This window comes from Nocardia niigatensis NBRC 100131 (assembly GCF_000308655.1).
Classification (GTDB): Bacteria; Actinomycetota; Actinomycetes; order Mycobacteriales; family Mycobacteriaceae; genus Nocardia; species Nocardia niigatensis.
On record NZ_BAGC01000114.1, the window covers coordinates 172,233 to 191,266 of the forward strand.

Genomic DNA, 19,034 nt, shown 5'->3' on the forward strand with positions numbered 1-19,034 from the left:
CATGACGCTCTGTTGTCGCCCCGCCTTCGAATCCCCTCGAGCGACAGTCGTATTCACCGAAAGTTCCCCCCATGGCATTCCTTCCCCGCCGGACCCGGGTGCGCCGCGCACTCGCCGCCGCGTTCGCCGTCTCCAGTGCGGTCGTCCTGCTCACCGGCTGCGCGAAAACCGACCCGGGCACGACCGCCGACGGTAAGACCGTCATCCGGTATCAGGGCTCGACCGGTCAGGTCTCCGCCTTCGAACTGGCCGCCGACCTCGGCTACTTCACCAGGATCAACCTCCACTGGGAGGGCGACACCACCAGTGGACCGGCCAATATCCAGGCCGCCGCCACCAAGCAGGTCGAATTCGGCAGTGCCTTCAACGGCGCGGTCATCAAGCTGGTCGCGGGCGGCGCTCCCGTGACCGCGGTCCTCAGCTCGTACGGGGCCGATGAACTCAACTTCACCGGCTACTTCGTCCGCGACGATTCGGGCATCACCTCCGCGCGCGACCTCATCGGAAAGAAGGTCGGCGTCAATACGCTGGGCGCGCACCACGAATTCATCACCCGGCAGTGGCTCCACGACCAGGGGCTCAGCGATCAGGAGAGCAAACAGGTCCAGCTGGTCGTGCTGCCACCGGCCAGTACCGAGGACGCGCTGCGCAACGGCCAGATCGATGTGGCGGCGCTCGGGGGCGTCTTCCGTGACACCGCGGTCGGGCGGGGCGGGGTGCATCCGCTGTACACGGACAAGGACCTGTTCGGTCAGTTCGATTACGGCACTTACGTTTTCCGCAAGGACTACCTGAAGTCGCATGCCGACGCTGTCGCCGATTTCGTGCAGGGCACCGCGCGAGCCACCCGCTGGCTGCAGGTCACGCCGCGTGACGAGGTGGTGGCACGGTTCGCCGACATCATTCACAAGCGCGGGCGCAACGAGAACACCTCGCTGCTCCAGTACTACAAGAGCTCGGGCATTCCGGTTCCGGGCGGTGTGGTCGCCGAACGCGAACTACAAATCTGGATCGACTGGCTGGTGCGCAACGGCGAACTGCCCGCGGGCAAGCTCGCCGCCAAGGACCTCTACACCAACAAGGACAATCCGTACTCCAACGGCACCTACCCCGCCACCAGCGGTCCCAGCGGTGAGGCGGTGGCGAAATGAGTTCCGCTGCCGTCAAACTCGCGCTCACCGCGGTCCGCAAAGAGTTCCCCGTCCGCGGGGATCAGGAGAGCTTCACCGCGCTCGCCGATATCAGCGTCGACGTGCGGGACGGTGAGTTCCTGGTCCTGGTCGGCCCCAGCGGGTCGGGCAAGTCCACGCTGCTGGACCTGCTCGGCGGGCTCGGCGAACCCACCTCCGGGCAGATCCTGCTGGACGGAGCACCCGTCACGGGGCCCGGCCTGGATCGCGGAATCGTCTTCCAGCAGTATGCGCTACTGCCCTGGCGCACCGCGCGCGCGAATATCGAATTCGGCTTGGAGGCCAAAGGCATTCGCCGCCGCGAACGCCGCGAGATCGCCGAGCACTATCTCGAACTGGTCGGCCTGGCCGGCTTCGGGAACCGCTATCCGCACGAACTGTCCGGCGGCATGAAGCAGCGGGTGGCGATCGCGCGCAGCCTGGCCTTCGACCCGGAGGTGCTGCTGATGGACGAGCCCTTCGCCGCCCTCGACGCCCAGACCCGGGAGTCGTTGCAGGACGAGCTGTTACGGATCTGGCGGGCCACCGGCAAGACGGTGCTGTTCATCACCCACGGCATCGACGAGGCGGTGTACCTGGGACAGCGGGTCGCGGTGCTGACCTCGCGGCCCGGGCGGATCAAGGCCGTCGTGGACATCGACCTCGACCGGGACGGCGCTCCGGATATCCGCTCCAGCGAACGATTCCGCGATCTGCGCCATCACGTCTGGTCGCTGCTGCACGACGAGGTGGCACGGGCCCAGGACCTCGAGCAGGCCGCGCTCACCGCCGACAAGAGGAGTTCCCATGTCTAGCGCACTGCAACTCGTCGAAGCCGCCCTCGACCTCCGGCCGGAGCCGACCGGCACGACCGGCGAAACCGATACCCGACCCCGCCGGACGACACCCGTACTTCCGGCGCTCACCCGGATCGCCTGGCGAATCGGCAAGCCCGTCATCGTGATCGCGGCCTTCCTCGCCCTGTGGGAAGCCGCGCCACGCCTGGGGCTGGTGGACGAGATCTTCCTGCCGCCGTTCTCCACGGTCGTGCAGGCCGGGCTCGAACTCGTCCGCAACGGCCAACTGTGGGACAACGTCTCGGCCAGCGTGGCCCGATCGCTGATCGGCTTCTCCCTCGCTCTGGTCGTGGCCATTCCGGTGGGTGTGGCCATTGCCTGGTACCGCCCGGTCGCGGAGTTCCTGAGCCCGATCCTGGAGCTGTTCCGCAATACCGCCGCCCTGGCGCTGCTGCCGGTGTTCATCCTGATCCTCGGCATCGGCGAGACCTCCAAGATCGCCCTGGTGGTCTACGCGGGGTTCTTCCCGATCCTGCTGAGCACCATCAGCGGCGTGCGGACCGTCGATCCACTACTCGTCAAATCGGCTGTCTCGCTCGGCTTCTCGCCGATCCGCCTGTTCCAGAAGGTGATCCTGCCCGCCGCCGTGCCGTCCATCTTCACCGGCATCCGCATGGCCGCCTCCGGATCGATCCTGGTGCTCATCGCCGCCGAGATGTTCGGGGCGCGCTCCGGGCTCGGCTACCTGATCACCGCCGCCCAGCAGAACTTCCAGATTCCGGACATGTACGCCGGGATAGTGGCCATCGCCCTGGTCGGGCTCGTCTACAACGGCGTGCTCGTGGCCATCGAGCGACGGCTGTCCCGCTGGCGCGCCCACTGAACCCCTCGAGGAGACCTCCACTATGTCCAACCCACGCAAGACCTTCCATCTGAACGCCTTCCTCATGGGCGTCGGCCACCATGAGGCCGCCTGGCGGCATCCGCGCACCGAGGAGCACCGGGTCCTCGAGGTGACGCATTTCCAGGAGCTCGGCCGCATCGCCGAGCGCGGCCGGCTCGACTCGGTGTTCTTCGCCGACGGGCTGGCCGTGGGCCCGCGCATCAAGCGCAATGCGCTCGCCGTCTTCGAGCCCATCACCCTGCTCGCCGCCATCGCCGCCGTGACCGAGCACGTCGGATTGATCGCCACCGCCTCCACCACCTACAACGAACCGTTCAACCTGGCCCGCAAATTCGCATCACTCGATCACATCAGCGGTGGCCGTGCGGGCTGGAACATCGTCACCTCGGGCAATGAGGACGAGGCGTTCAACTTCGGCTACGAAGCCATCCCCGAGCACGCCCGCCGCTACGAACGCGCCGGCGAATTCGTCGACCTCGCGGTGCAACTCTGGGACAGCTGGGAATCCGACGCCGTCGTGCTCGACCCGGAGACCGGCATCTTCGCCGACCCGGACAAGGTCCACACCCTCGACTACCGCGGCGAGCGCTTCCAGGTCCGCGGCCCGCTCAACTCGCCGCGCAGCCCACAGGGACGGCCGCTGCTGGTGCAGGCCGGATCCTCCGAGAGCGGAAAGGAATTCGCCGCCCGCCACGCCGAAGCGGTCTTCACCGCGCAGCGCACCATCGAGGAGGGGCAGCGTTTCTACCGTGACCTGAAGTCCCGGCTGCCCAAGTACGGCCGGTCCGCCGACGACCTCAAGGTGCTGCCCGGCCTGGTTCCCTTCATCGCCGACACCGAGGCCGAAGCCCGCGCCCTCGAACAGGAATTCACCGACCTCATCTCCCCCGACTACGCGCTGCGGCAACTCTCCACCCTGCTCGGCGTCGACCTCACCGAGCACGCCCTCGACGCACCGCTGCCGCCCCTGCCGCCGGAAAGCGAGATCGAGGGCGGCAAGAGCAGATTCACCCTCGTCAAGGAGCTCGCCGAGAAGGAAGAGCTGACCGTCCGCCAGCTCATCGGCAAACTCGGCGGCGGCCGCGGCCACCGCACCTTCGCCGGCACGCCCGAGCAGATCGCCGACGAACTCCAGTCCTGGTTCGACCTGGGCGCGGCCGACGGCTTCAACATCATGCCGCCCTACCTGCCCGGCGGACTCGAGGACTTCGTCGACCGCGTGGTCCCGATCCTCCAGGAGCGCGGCCTGTTCCGCACCGACTACACCGCCGACACCCTGCGCGGCCACTACGGACTCGCGCCCGTGGAAAGCCAGTTCGCCCCCGCCCGCACCCAGGCGACCGCCTGAGATCTGAAAGGAAAGCTCATGACCACCGTCACCGAGAACCCGGTCTCCACCTTCCGCATCGAACCCGTCGCCGGGCACATCGGCGCCGCGATCACCGGCATCGACCTGCGGGCCGACTTCACCGACGAGCAGATCGCGGTCCTCACCGCCGCGCTGCACGAATACAAGGTGCTGTTCTTCCGCGATCAGCAGATCGGGCACGCTGAACAGATCGCCTTCTCCCGGCGGTTCGGCGCGGTCACGCCCTCGCATCCGTACGACGATGACGCGCCCACCGAATACCCCGAGATCCTCGCCGTCGACAGCAGGCTGTACGAAAAGCGTTTCGGGAAGAAGAAATTCAGCTACACCAACCATTGGCACACCGACGTCTCGCCGCTGATCAACCCGCCGGCCGCCTCGTTGCTGCGGGCGGAGATCGCACCCGAGCGCGGTGGCGACACCCAGTGGACCAACCTCGCCGCCGCCTATGCGGGCCTGCCGAATTCGCTCAAATCCTTCCTCGACGGTCTGCGCGCCGAACACCGTTTCGGTGGCAGGCTGCCCGCCTGGGATGCGGACAGCGACTACGCCAAGCGGGTCGCGGCCGCCCCGCTGATCACCGAACACCCGGTGGTGCGGGTGCATCCGGTGACCGGCGAACGCGTGCTGTTCGTGAACCCGGGCTTCACCACCCGCATCATCGGCCTCAGCCCGCGCCAGAGCGGCGCACTGCTGGAACTGCTGTACGCCGAACTCGCCGATCCGGCCTACACGGTCCGATTCCGTTGGGAGAAGGGCAGTATCGCTTTCTGGGACAACCGTGCCACCGCGCACCTCGCGCCCAGCGACCTCGACCATCTGGACGTCACCCGCGTGCTCTACCGCACGACGCTGGAGGGCGACGTTCCGGTGGGCGTCGACGGTGAGCCGTCTCGGTCCATCGCCGGTGAGCACTTCGGCGGCACGCAGAACTGATCACACGCTCGCCACGTCGACAGCGAGGCCCTCTCGACAGTGTCGAGAGGGCCTCGCTCAGTGCGTGATTCGATCCGCTGCCGTCGATCGCTCAGGAACGACCCGTCAGTGACCGAGGGGCCGCGGCGGCTGCGGCGGGTTCTGCCAGCGCTGGTCCGGCGGTTCCTGACGGTACTGCGGCTGCACCGGCTGCTGCTGCGGCGGCGGCGTGATCGGACGCTGCTCCAGGTGCGGCCGCGGCGACGTCGGCGGCAGACCGACCGGCTCGACAGGTGCCCGCGCATCCGCCTCGGCCGCCCGGACGGCCCGCTGGGTGGCCGGGTCGGTGGCGGTGTCGAACCAGCCGGCCACCTCCTCGGCATCGTCCTCGGGCGCTTCGGTCGCCGCACCGTCCTCCGACGGTTCGTAGCGGAACACGCCGTCCTCGCCCTGCTTGCCGAAGCCGCGGGCGAAACCCTCGAGCGCCTTGCCGAAATCGCTGGGCACCAGCCACACCTTGTTGGCATCACCCTTGGCGACCTGCGGCAGCGTCTGCATGTACTGGTAGGCCAGCAGTTCGGGCGTCGGCTTGCCGTTCTTGATGGCCGCGAACACCTTCTCGATGGCCTTGGCCTGGCCCTGCGCCTGCAGGTACGCGGCCGCCCGTTCACCCTGCGCCCGCAGGATGCGCGACTGCCGCTCACCCTCGGCGGAGAGGATGACCGACTGCTTACCACCCTCGGCCGCGAGGATCTGCGCCTGCTTCTGGCCCTCGGCCGTCTTGATCGACGCCTCCCGCTGGCCTTCCGCGGTGAGGATCATGGCGCGCTTCTCACGGTCGGCCTTCATCTGCTTCTCCATCGATTCCTGAATCGACGGCGGCGGATCGATGGCCTTCAGCTCCACGCGCGACACCCGCAGACCCCAGCGGCCGGTGGCCTCGTCCAGGACGCCGCGCAGTTGGCTGTTGATCTGGTCGCGGGAGGTCAGGGTCTCCTCCAGGGTCATGCCGCCGACCACGTTGCGCAGCGTGGTGATCGTCAGCTGTTCCACGGCGGCAATGTAATTGGAGATCTCGTAGACCGCGGCCTGCGGACTGGTGACCTGGAAATAGACCACCGAGTCGATTTGCACGGTCAGGTTGTCCTGGGTGATGACCGGCTGCGGCGGGAACGACACCACCCGCTCGCGCAGATCCACCTTGGCACGCACCCGATCGGCGAACGGCACCAGGAAGGTCAGCTGCCCGGACACGGTCCGCGAATACCGGCCCAGGCGCTCGATCACGGCGGCCTCGGCCTGCGGCACCAGGGCCACCGATTTGAAGACCACCACCACGACCAGCAGGATGAGTACGACGGCGACTATCAGTACAGCCATCACGGCCCTTTCATGACGACGGCATGGGCGCCGTCGATCCTCATGATGTATACGGTCGAACCGACGGGGTAGGACTCCGCGGCGTCATAGGGACGCGCGCTCCACACCTCGCCACCGAGCTTCACGCGACCGCCGTGCTCGTCGACCGTTTCGAGCACCTTCGCGGTCTTCCCCGGCAACGCGTCCACCCCGGTCTGATGCGGCGGCGGAATCGCATAGCGCCGCAACATGAATGGGCGGACCAACACCAGCAGGGCGATCGACGTGGCCCCGAACACCACCGCGTCGATGAGTACCGAGGAGCCGGTGAGCTCGTTCACCCCCGCGGTGATGAGCGCGGCAACACCCAGCATGATCAGCACGAGACTGCCCGTGAGCATCTCGGCCGCCGCGAGCAGAATCCCCGCGACCAGCCAAACTATTGCGGCCACGTCACCAACAGTAACCGTAATCGCGGGTTACGGCCGTTATTCGTGATCACTCCGCGCTGACAACCCGACATATCGGAATGGGCGCGGCGCAAGGAGGATTCCCGCGCGCCGCCGGTAACCTCGACGCGGTGAGTGGGCACCAACGGTACGGCGACATCTTCTCCGGACACGCGCGCAAGCAGAAACGGGAGGTGCCCCGTGTGGTCGCCGAACGCGACCTCGTCGCCGAGGACGCGGCCACCGGATTCTGCGGCGCCGTAGTGGGTTTCGATCGCAGCTACGATGGCGAGTTCGTCAAACTCGAGGATCGCGGCGGGCGGGTGCGACTGTTCGCGCTGCGGGAAGCCGCGTTTCTGATCGACGGGCAGCCGGTGACGCTCGTGAAGCCGACCACCGCCGCGCCCACGCGGTCCGCCCGATCCGCCTCCGGATCCACCCGCATCGAAGGACTCAGGGCGCAAGTCGCGAAGGCCAGCCGCATCTGGGTGGAGGGCATCCACGACGCGGCACTCGTAGAACGAGTGTGGGGACACGATCTGCGGGTCGAGGGCGTGGTCGTCGAGCAGCTCGAAGGTCTCGACCACCTTGGTGCCAAACTCGCCGAATTCCAGCCCGGGCCGGGCCGGCGCGTCGGCGTCCTCGTCGACCATTTGGTCACCGGCTCCAAGGAATCCGGCCTCACCCAGGGCCTCGGCCGGCATGTCCTCGTCACCGGCCATCCCTACATCGACGTGTGGCAGGCCGTCCGCCCGCAGGCCGTCGGCATCCCCGCCTGGCCCGACGTCCCCCGTGGCGAGGATTGGAAAACCGGCATCTGCCAGCGGTTGCGCTGGGGCACCCCGCAGGAGGGCTGGCGTCGCGTCTACAACGCGGTCAGCTCCTACCGCGACCTCGAAACCCCGCTCATCGGCGCCGTCGAACGACTGATCGATTTCGTCACCGAGCAGGAGTAGCCCGCCAGTTATCCTCGAATGCATGAGTTCCCCGAGTGCATCGCTGACGGTCTGGGCCGGGGCCTGGCTGGCCGGCCGCAGCGCCCCCGACGACGTGCTGGACGCGTTGCGCGCCTGGGCTCCCCGGCAGACGGTGGCCGCCGGGGATCCTGTGACCGGTGGGCACACCGGATTGCCGTGGGCGTCCGATGACGATCCCGCGGCGGTGGCCGGAGCGGGAATCATGGTGCTGCTCAAGATCATCCGTGAAGCGCTCGACGGGCCCGAGGCCCAGGCGCGGCTGGTGCTGCCGATTCCCGGTGACGTGCGCGGGCTGCCCGTCGGGACCGAATTCGCTACCGCCGCAACCGAAGCCGAGGAAGGCGTCCTCATCGGGACGGCCGGATCCAGCGGCACCGGACTCGTGCCGGTCTGGACCGACGACGACGCATTGCAGTGGCGGGTCTACACGACGCCCATCCCCTTTGCGCCCGCACCCGAAATGCCTTTGGGTGAAGCTGAATACACCATGCGGGAGGCGGTCCGCGATGCCGCGGATGCGCTCCAGCAGCTCCAGACCACGCGGCTCGGGTCCGGCGGCGTCGGGCCGCGCGAACTCGTGGAAGCCGAACTAGCCGGACATTCCAGGCATAAGTATCCCGATTCGATGCCGCTGCGGGCTCGCCGGATTCTCGATACCGCCGACCAGGTCGCCGCGATCCTCACCGTCGCCGAACGCGAACCGGCGTCGGCGCCCACGTCCGCCACGGCCGTCGCCGCGCAGGAGGCGCTGCTGCGGCCACTCTGGAACGCGATCCGCGCCGCGCGGCTGGCAGCGGTCCACGCTCGCTGACTGTCCGATTTCTTCAAGACCGATCGCGATGCGCGGGCATACCGTGCTCGTATGGCTATTCGACTGAATGTGATCGGAATCGTGGTGTCGGACATGGGGGCGTCGCTGGAGTTCTATCGGCGTCTCGGCGTGGAGTTCGCTGACGGGTCGGAGCAGCAGCCGCACGTGGACGCCGATCTGGGCGGCGGGATCAAACTGATGATGGATACCGAGGACACCGTCCGGTCCTTTCACCCGGACTGGAAAGCGGTCCCCGGGGCCGGGCGAATCGGTCTCGCCTGCGACTGCGGCTCGCCTGCTGGTGTCGACCAGAAGTTCGAAGAGCTGATCGGGGCGGGGTATCGCGCTGAACTGAAGCCGTTCGATGCGTTCTGGGGTCAGCGCTATGCGACTGTCCTCGATCCGGACGGGAACGGAGTCGACCTCTACGCCGCCCTGGCTTGAGACGGCAAAATCGGAAAGACGAAAGATCAAGACAAGAGATGCAGTAATGATGTGGGTGGACCCCGCGGTGGTCGTCCTGACTCGAAAGATGCTGACCGTGGTGTCATGTCCAGGATCTGCCGGACGGTCCGGCTGCGGGGTTCACCGCACTGCCCGGTCGTGGCGCTGGACTTGATAGGAGTGCCAGCAACGCCGTACTCGCCGCCCGCAACACCCGAATTACCATGTGATAGACGAATATTCAGACCGACGACATTTCCACTAGCCCAAGCAACTGCCTCGGCGACATATCCGAAAACTCCCGAATATCCCGAGTCAAATGCGCCTGATCCGCGAATCCCACCGAAGCCGCAACCTCCGCAAGCCCCATCCCACTCCGAGCCAACGCCAGCGCCCGCTGCATCCGCAATACCCGCCCCAGCGTCTTCGGCCCATACCCGAAGGCCGCCAAGGAAAGCCGATGCAACCGCCGCGGCCCCGTCCCCAATTCTTCGGCCGTCGCAGACACCGACATCCCCGAACCCAAGGACGTCACGATGAATCGCACCGTTGGATCCGCGGCATCGGCTTCATTTGCGCGCCAGCGCGCGATGGCCTCGAGGCCGGCCGCCGGATCCGATGCCCTGGCGAGCAATTCGGATGCGCGACGGAGTGCCACCGGTGACCACAGGTCGGCGAGGTCGGCCCTCGCATCCCGTAGCTCGTGCGCCGGCACCCCGAGCAGTGCCGGTGCCGCACCGGGGAAGAAGCGAATCCCGGAGATCCGGGCGGCGAATCCCGGCGCCGGGCGATAGGCGCGGGTGTCCGGCCCGGCCACCGAGAGCCGCCCGTCGATCCACAGCAGATCCATGCTGCCGTCCGGCAGCACAGGCAGATCCGTGTCCGCGACGCCCTGGCGAGTCCACACCACCGCGCCGCCGACCCCCGACGGTCGCTCCCGATAGCCTCGCGGCGGGTGGACTTCCATCACCACACCCACTCCTCACCGCATCCCGAACCCGAAAAGCCCTGAAACACACCCTTGTTCAGCACCTCGCGCACACTTGCAGCGTTTGCGTCTTTGCAGTCGATGCAACGTTGCATGCTATGTCGTCGCAGGCTCCGCTTGATCGGAGACCTCGACTACGTGCTCCGGCTGCCCCGGCTTCCACACGGTCACCTCCATGCGCCCGTCCACGATCTCGACCGATGACGCACCTGTGAAATCGACGGCGTAGAACGGTTCGAACTTGCGGCCCCGCAGGTCGAAGCCGCTCTCGGCGAACAGGTCCTCGGCCCAGCGTCGCTGCAGGCCGGGATCCTGCACATCGCGAACGGTACCGAAAATCTTCACGTCCCCATCGCTGACCTGCGTGTCCACGGTCGCCGTGTGCAGGCAGAAGCGCGGGTCGCGGGCCAGGTCCGCGAACTTGGTGGTCCCCGGCATGCCGACCAGCCATAGCTCGCCCTCGAAGATGCGCGGCTCGAGCGGGCTGATGCGCGGGAAACCATCCTTCCTGAGGGTGGCGAGCATGCACAGGTTGCCGGTGGCGGCGTGACGGCGGGTGAAGATGGTCGAGATACGGGGTGCTTCGGCTGCGAACTCGGTCCAGGACGTCATAGTCGCGACCGTACTCCGAGGGTCCGACACATCCGCTCGTCGAAACCCGCCGATCTCTGTTTGAATGGCCCGATGTCGATCTCCCGCCGGATCGCCGTGCTCGCCGCGGCGCTCATCGGCTGCGCCACGCCCGCCACCCTCCCCGCGAACGCCGTGGTCGGCGGCACCGAAGCCCAGGCCGGCGACTATCCCTGGCTGGCCGCTGTCGGCACCCCGCTGTTCTTCCCGCGGGCCTCGGGGCAGTTCTGCGGCGGCGCCCTCATCGCTCCCGACCAGGTGCTCACCTCCGCGCACTGCGTGCAGATCGCGCAACTCCTGCCGCGGGCGCTCACCGTCACCTTCGACCGCAGCGACCTGACCTCACACGACGGAACGACAGTGGGTGTCACCGAGGTTCGCCTGCACCCCGACTTCCGCACCGACACGGTCGACGGCGTCGACGTCTACCACCACGACCTCGCCATCCTGACCCTGGCGACCCCGCAGAACCGGCCCACGGTCCCGATCGCCGCGCCGCAGGACGACAGCGGCACCGTGCTCGGGTGGGGCACCACCTCCGACACCGGCCTTTTCAACACCGTTCTCCGCCGTGCCACCGTGCCGATGGTCTCCGATGCCGACTGCGCTGCCGCCTACCCCGGCGCCTTCGACGCCAGCGACATGGTGTGCGCCGGTTCCAGCACTGCCGACACCGGCGAACTCGACAGCGGCGGACCGCTGTTCGTCGACGGCAAGCTGGTCGGCATCACCTCGTGGTCGCGCGGAACGGCCCTGCCCGGATACCCGACCGTCTACACCCGGCTACCCGCACCGTTCTGAGCCGTCACGCCTTCGACGCCGACTGGTCGAAGGCGAAGACGCCATCGGGGTCATAGTGCTTGGCGACACCGCGCAGGCGAGACGCGTTCTCGCCGTAGTAGGCACTGGCCCAATTCGAGAGGCCCGGGTCGATGTAGTTGACGAACGCCGTGTTCCCGGTCAGGTCGCCGAGCCGGTCCCGGACCTCGTTCACGGCATTCCGGGCCTCCGGCGTGGTGGCGCCGACGTAGATCTGGGCGGTGGCCAGCGCACCGCGATAGGGAAAAGCCGTGTCCTTCGCGCCGATTCGTGCGGGAGCTCCGGAAAGACTGTCCAGGAGAATATCCATGCCTTCGCGGCCGGTGAGCAATGCGGTCAGGCGACTCGGTTCGGCGAGCGGTTTCGTCACAATTCGCGAGGACGCCGTAAACGATTCACGGCCCAGCACTCCCCTGCCATTCCAATTCGGACGGCATTGCTCCACGGAGTAATTCGCGCAGCCGCCGAAATACATCATGGCCGAGAGGTAGTCCTTGGAGAGCGAATACCTGTTGGACGGTTGGGTTCCCGTGGCCGCGACCAGTTTGTCGAGGAGCGCGTTCATGCTGCTCTCCGAGCCGACATAGCAGCCGTTGATCCGGCACGTAGGCGGACTCCCGGCGGAAATACCGAGGGTGGACCAGAATTCGTCCGGGGCCGACGCGGTGAAGTTCTGCCACGCGCCCAGCACCTCCGTCAGCGATCCGGCCGGAAAGCGGACCTGGAACAAGGCCAGCTGCGGCGCCGCCACCGTCCGGAACGTGAACGAGGTGACGATGCCGAAGTTGCCGCCACCGCCGCCGCGCAGCGCCCAGAACAGCTCGGGTTCCGAGGTCGCGGAGGCGGTCCGCACCGTGCCATCGGCGGCGACAACCTGTGCCGAAACCAGGCTGTCGCACGTCAAGCCGTACTTCCCGGCCAGCACGCCGACCCCGCCGCCGAGGGTCAGACCGGAGATCCCGACCGTCGGGCAGGATCCGGCCGGGAGGCAGCGACCCGCCTTCGCCAGACCGGAGTACACGTCCATCAGCCGGGTGCCCGCACCGATGACCGCGGTTCCGTCCGGCCTCACCTCGACGCCGGTCATCCCGCGCAGATCCACGACCAGCCCGTTGTCGGGTGTCGAGTATCCGCCGTAGCTGTGCCCACCACTACGTGCCGCCACCGGGATCTTCGCGCTCGCGGCGGCGTTCACACAGGCCTGCACATCGGAAGCATTGGCGCACTGCGCGATTGCCGCGGGCTGCCGGGCGTCGAACGCGGGGTTGTAGGCCAATTTGGCCGTCGCGTAGCCGGAATCGGACGGCAGGTGCAAAGTCCCGGCCAGGCGCTGCCGCAGCCCGGCCCAATCCACCTGTCCGGCAGTCGGTTCCGGCCGGCCGGTAGTCGGTTCGCCCTGCCCGGTAGTCGGTTCGGCGGCCGGTACGCTCGGCACACAGCCGGTCACCGACCCGAGTGCGGCCAACCCTGCACCGAGTCCGGCCGCCCGCAACAGAATTCGCCGATTGATCGCCACGACGGCGTCCCTCCCCCGAGGGTGTGCCCGGACCTCCGGGCACACACGAACCATTCAACGGTCGGTTATCGCGACCGTGAACGTTCGTGTTTCAACCCAGCATGCCCTCGGCGAGCCGCGCCCACTCGGCGAGAACCTGCTTGCGTCGCAGGCGATCCCGCCCCACCATCTCGTCGAGGGTCGCGCCGCGCACCAGGTTGATGGTGAGCCAGAACGCCGCCTCGAGCCGCTCCCGCGGCGCCTCGATGAAACGGCCGCAGGCGTCGAGCAGTTCGACGGTCAGGTCGTGCTGCACGCGCAGCATGTTCCGGCGCAGGTCCTTGTCATTGGCGATGCCGACATACAGCTCGACCGACGCCTTGCCCAGCTTCCCCGCAAACGGCGCGGTCACCAACTCGACCAGCACCTCCCCCGCCGACGATTCCCCCGGCAAGGTCCGCACCCGCCGCGCCAGCGCCTCCCCCTGCCGCAGTGTCAGGTGCTCGATCGTCTGCGCGAACAACTCCTGCCGGGTGTGGAAGTGATGCAGCTGCGCGCCTCGCGTCACCCCGGCGCGCGCGGTGATATCCGCGATGGACGCGCTCGCGTACCCGACCTCGGCCAGGCTCTCGATCGCCGCGTCCAGCAGCAGCGCGCGGGTGCGGAGACTCTTCTCCTGATGCTTGTTCGGGGGTAGACCGGATACCACCTGGTCAGTCTAGCCGCCTTGCGAAATTGCATGCTGCCTTGCACGCAATTGGGTGTCGGTCGTAATGTGACCGGTATGCCCGTCGATCGTCTGCTGCCCACGCCCGAAGCCCGCGACCTCATCGAGCTCACTCGCGATATCGCGGACAAGGTGCTCGAGCCTCAGGTCGTCGAGTACGAGAAGCAGGAGCGCTACCCCGCCGAGGCGTTCCGGGCGCTCGGCGCCGCGGGGCTGCTGAGCCTGCCGTATCCGGAGGAGTTCGGCGGGGCCGGGCAGCCGTACGAGGTATACCTCCAGGTGCTCGAGGAGCTCGGCGCGCGCTGGGCGGCGGTCGCGGTGGCGGTGAGCGTGCACAGCCTCTCGTGCCATCCGCTGTTCGCGTACGGCACCGAGGAGCAGAAGCAGCGCTGGCTGCCGGAGATGCTGTCCGGCAATCTGATCGGCGCCTACAGCCTGTCCGAGTCACACGCCGGCTCCGATGCCGCCGCCCTGCGCTGCCGGGCCGTCGAGGCCGACGGTGGCTATCGGATCACCGGCACCAAGGCGTGGATCACCAACGGCGGCAAGGCCGATTACTACACCCTGTTCGCGCGCACCGGCGAGGGCTCACGCGGCATCTCCTGCTTCCTGGTGCCCGCCGACACCGAGGGTCTCTCGTTCGGCAAGCCCGAGGAGAAGATGGGCCTGCGCGCGGTCCCCACCACCACCGCCGCCTACGACAATGCCTTCCTGCCGGCCGACCGCCTCATCGGCGAACCTGGCCAGGGTCTTCCCATCGCCTTCAGCGCCCTCGACTCCGGCCGTCTCGGCATCGCCGCGGTCGCCACCGGCATCGCCCAGCGCGCCCTCGACGACGCCGTCGCCTACGCCAAGGAGCGAGAAGCCTTCGGCCGCCCCATCATCGACCACCAGGGCCTCGGCTTCGTCCTCGCCGACATGGCCGCCGCCGTCGACTCGGCCCGCGCCACCTACCTCGACGCCGCCCGCCGCCGCGACGCCGGCCTCCCCTACTCCCGTCAGGCCAGCGTCGCCAAGCTCACCGCCACCGACGCCGCCATGAAGGTCACCACCGACGCCGTCCAGGTCTTCGGCGGCTACGGCTACACCCAGGACTTCCCCGTCGAGCGCTACATGCGCGAAGCCAAGATCACCCAGATATTCGAGGGCACCAACCAGATCCAGCGCCTGGTCATCGCCCGGAGCCTGGCGAGCAGCTGAGGCCGGCGTCGGTGCGGCGCTAGCCCCAGGAGCCGGTCGGCACCTGGGAACTCGGCGCGGCGCCGGTGATGTTCCAGGAGCTCATGACGTCACCGCCCGTGCAGCCGGGAGTCAGGGTTGCCTGTCCGTGCGCCGGGACGGTGAAGCGGAAGCCCTCGGGTTCGAGGCTGGTCGTCGAGGTGTCGTTCCCGTTCTGGTACGTCGGAAAGTTCCAGTGGATGCACAGCGCGGTGCCGGAGACGACGTAGTCCTCATCGTTGTCATTGGTGCAGTTGGTGCCCGCGCACGCGACACCCGGCACGATGTCGTCCGCTGCCGCTGTCGGCGCGAGCAGTGCAGTCGTGGCGGCGATGCCTGCGAAGGCCGCCAGGGTCACGATCGAACATGTCCTCATTACATTTCCCCCTCGGCCGATCGGTTCGCCTCGACAGTAGATGCCGAATCGGCTGCGCCACAACGTGTTCATCTCCCCACGACCAGCATTCGACCATATCCTCGACGGACGTGGCGGCCCCGCAGCCGGTGACCTTCTCGAAGTCCTATGCTGAGCTCAGGCCACCGAGGAGGTGTCATGAGACGTATCGTCTCCGCCGTGATCGGCGTCGTGCTGTGCGTCGTCGGAGTGATCTGGATGGCGCAGGGCGCCGGTTCCCTGCACGGGTCGCCGATGACCGGGCACTCCGAGTGGAGTTATCTCGGTGGGGTTCTCGTCGTGATCGGGGCGGGCCTGCTGCTCTGGACCGGGTACCGGTCGCTACGGCGCTGACCGGCGGTCAGCCGGGAAATCGACACGGCCACATCCGGGATGGAACGCCGAAGGCCCGCGACGGCGCGGACCCCGCGGGCCAGCTCAGGCATCGACCGGCCGGTCCCAGTCGATGACGAAGCGGTGGACGGGCCCGAACATCTTCTCCGGCTCGAGGAAGGTGCGGGTGGCGATCGGCATCATGAGGCCGAAGAGGGCCTTGGCGACCGGGCCGGAGGTCTTGCCGTTGTTGGTCTTCGCCGCATTGTCCGAGATTTTCTCGACGCGGGGGCGGCGCAGGCTCTCGTAGGCCGCGAAAGCCGCTACCGGGTCCGGGATGTCGCGCAGGCAGCGGGCCAGCTCGATCGCCGACTCGATGGCCAGGGACGCACCCTGGCCGGAGCTGGAGGACGGGGCGTGCACGGCGTCGCCGACCAGGACGGCGCGGCCACGGAACCAGTTGGGCACGTGGGGCATCCGCTCCATCGGGCCGGTGATGATCATGTCGTCGACGCCGGCCTCGGCGAACAGCTGTTCGCCGGGGGTGTCGCCGACGTGGGCGGCGCGCAGCTCGGCCAGCCAGTCCTCGGCGGGCACGGCCTTGGCCTCGGCGAGGGTCATGGGCTGTTTCTGCGGGAAGTTGCTGAAGAAGACATGCTTGCCGTCGGGCTGCCGCCAGTAACCGTAGAAGGCGCGCTTGCCGAAGGCGAAGTGCATGGCCTCGATATCGCCCGCACCGCCGTCGGAAAGCCTTCCGTCCGGGGTGAATTCGCCGAAGCCGAAGCTCATCAGGCCGGTGTATTCAGGGTCCGGGGCCTGCGGGTCGATGAGGGTGCGCACGGTGGAGTGGATGCCGTCCGCGCCGATCAGGATGTCGCCGCAAGCGGTGGTGCCGTCCTCGAATTGGGCGATCACCCCCGTCTCGGTCTGCTCGATGTCGACCAGTCGCTTGCCGTGCTCGATGGTGATGCCGTTGGCGACCGCGTGGTCGTGCAGCACCCGGAACAGGTCCGAGCGCAGCATGGTGCAGCTCGGCGGCAGACCGGGCAGCGCGTCGACCCGCATCAGCGTGCGGCCCGTCCCGGTTTCCATCACCATGCTGTGCAGCGGATGCCCGGCGGCCTCCACCAGCTTGTCCGCGCCGATGATCCCCAGTGCCGCGAGACCGTTCGGCGCGACGGTGAGCATCGCCCCCGTGTCGGCCGCCGCCGGATACGCCTCGTACACCGTCGCCTCGATGCCGGCCTTCCGCAGAGCCAGCGCGGTCACCGGGCCCGCGATGCCGCCGCCGATGATCAGTGCCTTCTTGATGCCGTTCATGACTATCGCCTTCCGCGAATCCTTCGATCACCCACGCGACCGCCTGCAGCGATAGTATCGACGCAACTAGTCTCCACGCAACTAGTTTGTGCGACAAAAAGGGGCCTCACCGGGGAGAAGCCCCGATGAGGCCCGCTCGGATCTACGCCGTGGCCTGCCGCTTCGGCAGCTTCCAGCCCGGCCGAGGGAAGTGGCAGGTGTAGCCGTTCGGGTAGCGCTCCAGGTAGTCCTGATGCTCCGGCTCGGCCTCCCAGAACGTGCTCGCCGGGGTCACCTCGGTGACCACCTTGCCCGGCCACAGGCCCGAGGCGTCGACGTCGGCGATGGTGTCCTCCGCGACCCGCTTCTGCTCGTCGTCCAGATAGAAGACCGCGGAGCGGTAGCTCGACCCGATGTCATTGCCCTGACGGTCCTTGGTGCTCGGATCGTGGATCTGGAAGAAGAACTCCAGCAGCGCACGGTAATCCGTCCGCGCCGGGTCATAGACGATCTCCACCGCCTCCGCGTGCCCGGGGTGATTGCGGTAGTTCGGGTTGTCATTGCTGCCACCCGTGTAGCCCACCCGGGTCGACAGCACGCCCGGCTGCTTCCGGATGAGATCCTGCATGCCCCAGAAGCATCCGCCGGCCAGAATCGCGGTTCGTGTGTCGGTCACGCTTCCTCCTTCGTGAACAGAGACTTGTACTGCCCGTAGCCTTCAGCCTCGAGCTGGTCGAGATGGATGAACCGCAGCGACGCCGAGTTGATGCAGTAGCGCAGCCCGCCCGCATCCCGCGGCCCATCGGTGAACACATGGCCCAGATGGCTGTCACCGTGCGCCGAGCGCACCTCGGTCCGGATCATGAAATGACTCAGATCCCGCTTCTCGACGACATTGCCCGAGTCGATCGGCCTGGTGAAACTCGGCCAGCCCGATCCGCTCTCGAACTTGTCCGTCGACGCGAACAACGGCTCACCGGACACCACATCCACATAGATACCAGGCTCGTGGTTGGCCCAGTACTCGCCCGTGAACGCCCGCTCGGTCCCGTTCTCCTGCGTGACGTGATACTGCTCAGGCGACAGCGCGGCCACAGCCGCCGGATTCCGGTTGTACTCCCGTGTCACATGACCTCCTTGATCGGCCTCAGCTACAACCCACCCTGCCCGCTCGAAAGTCCGCCCTCAACCCCGCGTCATACTTCTGTCACGATTGGCCGCCGGGGCATACTCACCAGGTGAACGCGCCCGGGGACGATACCGACGACGACCAGGTACCCGCGTGGGCCCGGCGTACGGCCGGGGAATCGCGATGGGCCGCCACGGCGGCCATCATGGGGATTCTGATCCTGCAGCTCTATCTGCCGAGACAGTTCGTGGTCGGACCTGGCTGGGTGGTACCGGGAATCGGACTGCTACTGCTCGCCATCTTGATGGTCAGCAGTCCGGTCCGGCTGGACCGCGACGACGTACGTTTGCGGCGATTCAGTCTGCTGCTGATGGCGGTGCTCGGATTCGCCATGGTGTGGTCGGTGTACCGCCTGGTGCAGGCACTGATCAATGGCACGGTCAGCGATAACCCAGCGGGCCTTCTGGCCTCCGGCGGCTCGATCTGGCTCACCAACGTGCTCGTATTCGCGCTCTGGTATTGGGATTTGGATCGCGGCGGCCCGGCCGCCCGAGCCCACGCCCGCCAGCCCTATCCCGATTTCCTCTGGGTGCAGATGCAGAATCCGTCACTCACGCATCCCGATTGGGAGCCGCAATTTCCGGATTACCTGTATCTGTCGTTCACCAACGCCACCGCGTTCAGCCCGACGGATGTGATGCCGATGTCCCGCTGGGCCAAAACGCTGATGTTGGTGCAGTCGGCGATCTCGCTCGTCACCGTGAGCCTGGTCATCGCCCGCGCGGTGAATGTCCTGAAGTGACGATCG

The 19,034-nt window shown here is 67.5% G+C and carries 22 protein-coding genes; 12 read left to right on the forward strand and 10 right to left on the reverse strand.

The window, feature by feature from the left end:
* Positions 1 to 71: 71 nt before the first annotated feature.
* The 5 genes from ON33_RS37360 to ON33_RS37380 are packed head-to-tail and all read left to right on the forward strand — an operon-like array spanning position 72 to position 5,175.
* Positions 72 to 1,151 (forward strand): ABC transporter substrate-binding protein, encoded by a 1,080-nt coding sequence (locus ON33_RS37360; protein WP_040863872.1) that lies wholly within the window; start codon positions 72 to 74, stop codon positions 1,149 to 1,151.
* Entirely contained in the window at positions 1,148 to 1,984 is an 837-nt protein-coding gene (locus tag ON33_RS37365; protein WP_040863873.1) for an ABC transporter ATP-binding protein, read from the forward strand. The genes ON33_RS37360 and ON33_RS37365 overlap by 4 nt, the downstream gene beginning before the upstream one ends.
* Positions 1,977 to 2,849 (forward strand): ABC transporter permease, encoded by an 873-nt coding sequence (locus ON33_RS37370; protein WP_040863874.1) that lies wholly within the window; start codon positions 1,977 to 1,979, stop codon positions 2,847 to 2,849. The genes ON33_RS37365 and ON33_RS37370 overlap by 8 nt, the downstream gene beginning before the upstream one ends.
* A 22-nt stretch (positions 2,850 to 2,871) precedes the next feature.
* On the forward strand, positions 2,872 to 4,218 hold the full coding sequence (locus ON33_RS37375; protein ID WP_040863875.1) for an LLM class flavin-dependent oxidoreductase: 1,347 nt from the start codon (positions 2,872 to 2,874) through the stop codon (positions 4,216 to 4,218).
* Between the two features lie 18 nt (positions 4,219 to 4,236).
* Complete coding sequence (locus tag ON33_RS37380; RefSeq protein WP_040863876.1) at positions 4,237 to 5,175, forward strand: TauD/TfdA dioxygenase family protein; 939 nt, start codon at positions 4,237 to 4,239, stop codon at positions 5,173 to 5,175.
* Between the two features lie 105 nt (positions 5,176 to 5,280).
* Here the strand turns inward: ON33_RS37380 and ON33_RS37385 are convergent, their stop codons facing one another.
* Both ON33_RS37385 and ON33_RS37390 read right to left on the reverse strand, forming a co-directional pair.
* Complete coding sequence (locus tag ON33_RS37385; protein WP_040863877.1) at positions 5,281 to 6,534, reverse strand: SPFH domain-containing protein; 1,254 nt, start codon at positions 6,532 to 6,534, stop codon at positions 5,281 to 5,283.
* The gene (locus tag ON33_RS37390; protein WP_040863878.1) at positions 6,534 to 6,965 is read right to left on the reverse strand and encodes an NfeD family protein; all 432 of its coding nucleotides are present in this window, start codon (positions 6,963 to 6,965) and stop codon (positions 6,534 to 6,536) included. Before ON33_RS37390 ends, ON33_RS37385 begins: the two co-directional genes overlap by 1 nt.
* 128 nt (positions 6,966 to 7,093) lie before the next feature.
* On the opposite strand from ON33_RS37390, the gene ON33_RS37395 reads away from it, so the two are divergent.
* Genes ON33_RS37395 through ON33_RS37405 form a run of 3 tightly spaced genes read left to right on the forward strand, consistent with a single transcriptional unit; the run spans position 7,094 to position 9,194 of the window.
* A complete protein-coding gene (locus tag ON33_RS37395; protein WP_040863980.1) occupies positions 7,094 to 7,918 on the forward strand; it encodes a DUF3097 domain-containing protein in 825 nt (274 codons plus the stop codon).
* A 22-nt stretch (positions 7,919 to 7,940) separates the two neighbouring features.
* Complete coding sequence (locus ON33_RS37400; RefSeq protein ID WP_040863879.1) at positions 7,941 to 8,750, forward strand: Rv1486c family protein; 810 nt, start codon at positions 7,941 to 7,943, stop codon at positions 8,748 to 8,750.
* Positions 8,751 to 8,801: 51 nt separating this feature from the next.
* Positions 8,802 to 9,194, forward strand: coding sequence for a VOC family protein (locus ON33_RS37405; protein WP_040863880.1), 393 nt, complete (start codon positions 8,802 to 8,804; stop codon positions 9,192 to 9,194).
* Positions 9,195 to 9,435: 241 nt separating this feature from the next.
* On the opposite strand, the gene ON33_RS37410 is transcribed toward ON33_RS37405, so the two are convergent.
* Both ON33_RS37410 and ON33_RS37415 read right to left on the reverse strand, forming a co-directional pair.
* A complete protein-coding gene (locus ON33_RS37410) occupies positions 9,436 to 10,161 on the reverse strand; it encodes a helix-turn-helix transcriptional regulator (protein ID WP_063711182.1) in 726 nt (241 codons plus the stop codon).
* A 117-nt stretch (positions 10,162 to 10,278) separates the two neighbouring features.
* Positions 10,279 to 10,794: a pyridoxamine 5'-phosphate oxidase family protein gene (locus ON33_RS37415; protein ID WP_040863881.1), complete on the reverse strand. Its 516-nt coding sequence runs from the start codon at positions 10,792 to 10,794 to the stop codon at positions 10,279 to 10,281.
* Between the two features lie 72 nt (positions 10,795 to 10,866).
* On the opposite strand from ON33_RS37415, the gene ON33_RS37420 reads away from it, so the two are divergent.
* Positions 10,867 to 11,613: a S1 family peptidase gene (locus ON33_RS37420; RefSeq protein WP_040863882.1), complete on the forward strand. Its 747-nt coding sequence runs from the start codon at positions 10,867 to 10,869 to the stop codon at positions 11,611 to 11,613.
* Between the two features lie 4 nt (positions 11,614 to 11,617).
* On the opposite strand, the gene ON33_RS37425 is transcribed toward ON33_RS37420, so the two are convergent.
* Both ON33_RS37425 and ON33_RS37430 read right to left on the reverse strand, forming a co-directional pair.
* Positions 11,618 to 13,147 carry an FAD-binding oxidoreductase gene (locus tag ON33_RS37425; RefSeq protein WP_040863883.1) on the reverse strand — a complete coding sequence of 510 codons (1,530 nt, stop codon included), beginning with the start codon at positions 13,145 to 13,147 and terminating at the stop codon, positions 11,618 to 11,620.
* A 91-nt stretch (positions 13,148 to 13,238) separates the two neighbouring features.
* Positions 13,239 to 13,835, reverse strand: a complete 597-nt coding sequence (locus ON33_RS37430) for a TetR/AcrR family transcriptional regulator (protein ID WP_040863884.1) — start codon at positions 13,833 to 13,835, stop codon at positions 13,239 to 13,241.
* 75 nt (positions 13,836 to 13,910) lie between these two features.
* On the opposite strand from ON33_RS37430, the gene ON33_RS37435 reads away from it, so the two are divergent.
* Positions 13,911 to 15,053, forward strand: coding sequence for an acyl-CoA dehydrogenase family protein (locus ON33_RS37435; protein ID WP_040863885.1), 1,143 nt, complete (start codon positions 13,911 to 13,913; stop codon positions 15,051 to 15,053).
* A gap of 19 nt (positions 15,054 to 15,072) precedes the next feature.
* Here the strand turns inward: ON33_RS37435 and ON33_RS37440 are convergent, their stop codons facing one another.
* Positions 15,073 to 15,447: a hypothetical protein gene (locus ON33_RS37440; protein ID WP_157184941.1), complete on the reverse strand. Its 375-nt coding sequence runs from the start codon at positions 15,445 to 15,447 to the stop codon at positions 15,073 to 15,075.
* Positions 15,448 to 15,624: 177 nt separating this feature from the next.
* On the opposite strand from ON33_RS37440, the gene ON33_RS37445 reads away from it, so the two are divergent.
* Positions 15,625 to 15,819 carry a hypothetical protein gene (locus tag ON33_RS37445; RefSeq protein WP_040863887.1) on the forward strand — a complete coding sequence of 65 codons (195 nt, stop codon included), beginning with the start codon at positions 15,625 to 15,627 and terminating at the stop codon, positions 15,817 to 15,819.
* A gap of 84 nt (positions 15,820 to 15,903) precedes the next feature.
* Here the strand turns inward: ON33_RS37445 and ON33_RS37450 are convergent, their stop codons facing one another.
* The 3 genes from ON33_RS37450 to msrB form a co-directional block, all read right to left on the reverse strand.
* On the reverse strand, positions 15,904 to 17,118 hold the full coding sequence (locus ON33_RS37450) for an FAD-dependent monooxygenase (protein ID WP_040863888.1): 1,215 nt from the start codon (positions 17,116 to 17,118) through the stop codon (positions 15,904 to 15,906).
* A gap of 142 nt (positions 17,119 to 17,260) precedes the next feature.
* Positions 17,261 to 17,773 (reverse strand): peptide-methionine (S)-S-oxide reductase MsrA, encoded by a 513-nt coding sequence (gene msrA / locus ON33_RS37455; RefSeq protein WP_040863889.1) that lies wholly within the window; start codon positions 17,771 to 17,773, stop codon positions 17,261 to 17,263.
* Entirely contained in the window at positions 17,770 to 18,225 is a 456-nt protein-coding gene (gene msrB, locus ON33_RS37460) for a peptide-methionine (R)-S-oxide reductase MsrB (RefSeq protein WP_040863890.1), read from the reverse strand. The genes msrA and msrB overlap by 4 nt, the downstream gene beginning before the upstream one ends.
* A gap of 110 nt (positions 18,226 to 18,335) precedes the next feature.
* On the opposite strand from msrB, the gene ON33_RS37465 reads away from it, so the two are divergent.
* Positions 18,336 to 19,028 (forward strand): DUF1345 domain-containing protein, encoded by a 693-nt coding sequence (locus ON33_RS37465; protein ID WP_040863891.1) that lies wholly within the window; start codon positions 18,336 to 18,338, stop codon positions 19,026 to 19,028.
* The last annotated feature ends 6 nt before the right edge of the window (positions 19,029 to 19,034 follow it).

What these genes read in the sequence shown, in the direction of transcription:
- ON33_RS37360 (WP_040863872.1), top strand. Translation starts at nt 72, where the DNA reads ATGGCATTCCTTCCCCGCCGGACCCGGGTGCGCCGCGCACTCGCCGCC.
- ON33_RS37365 (WP_040863873.1), top strand. Translation starts at nt 1,148, where the DNA reads ATGAGTTCCGCTGCCGTCAAACTCGCGCTCACCGCGGTCCGCAAAGAG.
- ON33_RS37370 (WP_040863874.1), top strand. Translation starts at nt 1,977, where the DNA reads ATGTCTAGCGCACTGCAACTCGTCGAAGCCGCCCTCGACCTCCGGCCG.
- ON33_RS37375 (WP_040863875.1), top strand. Translation starts at nt 2,872, where the DNA reads ATGTCCAACCCACGCAAGACCTTCCATCTGAACGCCTTCCTCATGGGC.
- ON33_RS37380 (WP_040863876.1), top strand. Translation starts at nt 4,237, where the DNA reads ATGACCACCGTCACCGAGAACCCGGTCTCCACCTTCCGCATCGAACCC.
- ON33_RS37385 (WP_040863877.1), bottom strand. Translation starts at nt 6,534, where the DNA reads ATGGCTGTACTGATAGTCGCCGTCGTACTCATCCTGCTGGTCGTGGTG.
- ON33_RS37400 (WP_040863879.1), top strand. Translation starts at nt 7,941, where the DNA reads ATGAGTTCCCCGAGTGCATCGCTGACGGTCTGGGCCGGGGCCTGGCTG.
- ON33_RS37405 (WP_040863880.1), top strand. Translation starts at nt 8,802, where the DNA reads ATGGCTATTCGACTGAATGTGATCGGAATCGTGGTGTCGGACATGGGG.
- ON33_RS37410 (WP_063711182.1), bottom strand. Translation starts at nt 10,161, where the DNA reads ATGGAAGTCCACCCGCCGCGAGGCTATCGGGAGCGACCGTCGGGGGTC.
- ON33_RS37415 (WP_040863881.1), bottom strand. Translation starts at nt 10,794, where the DNA reads ATGACGTCCTGGACCGAGTTCGCAGCCGAAGCACCCCGTATCTCGACC.
- ON33_RS37420 (WP_040863882.1), top strand. Translation starts at nt 10,867, where the DNA reads ATGTCGATCTCCCGCCGGATCGCCGTGCTCGCCGCGGCGCTCATCGGC.
- ON33_RS37435 (WP_040863885.1), top strand. Translation starts at nt 13,911, where the DNA reads ATGCCCGTCGATCGTCTGCTGCCCACGCCCGAAGCCCGCGACCTCATC.
- ON33_RS37440 (WP_157184941.1), bottom strand. Translation starts at nt 15,447, where the DNA reads ATGAGGACATGTTCGATCGTGACCCTGGCGGCCTTCGCAGGCATCGCC.
- ON33_RS37445 (WP_040863887.1), top strand. Translation starts at nt 15,625, where the DNA reads ATGAGACGTATCGTCTCCGCCGTGATCGGCGTCGTGCTGTGCGTCGTC.
- ON33_RS37450 (WP_040863888.1), bottom strand. Translation starts at nt 17,118, where the DNA reads ATGAACGGCATCAAGAAGGCACTGATCATCGGCGGCGGCATCGCGGGC.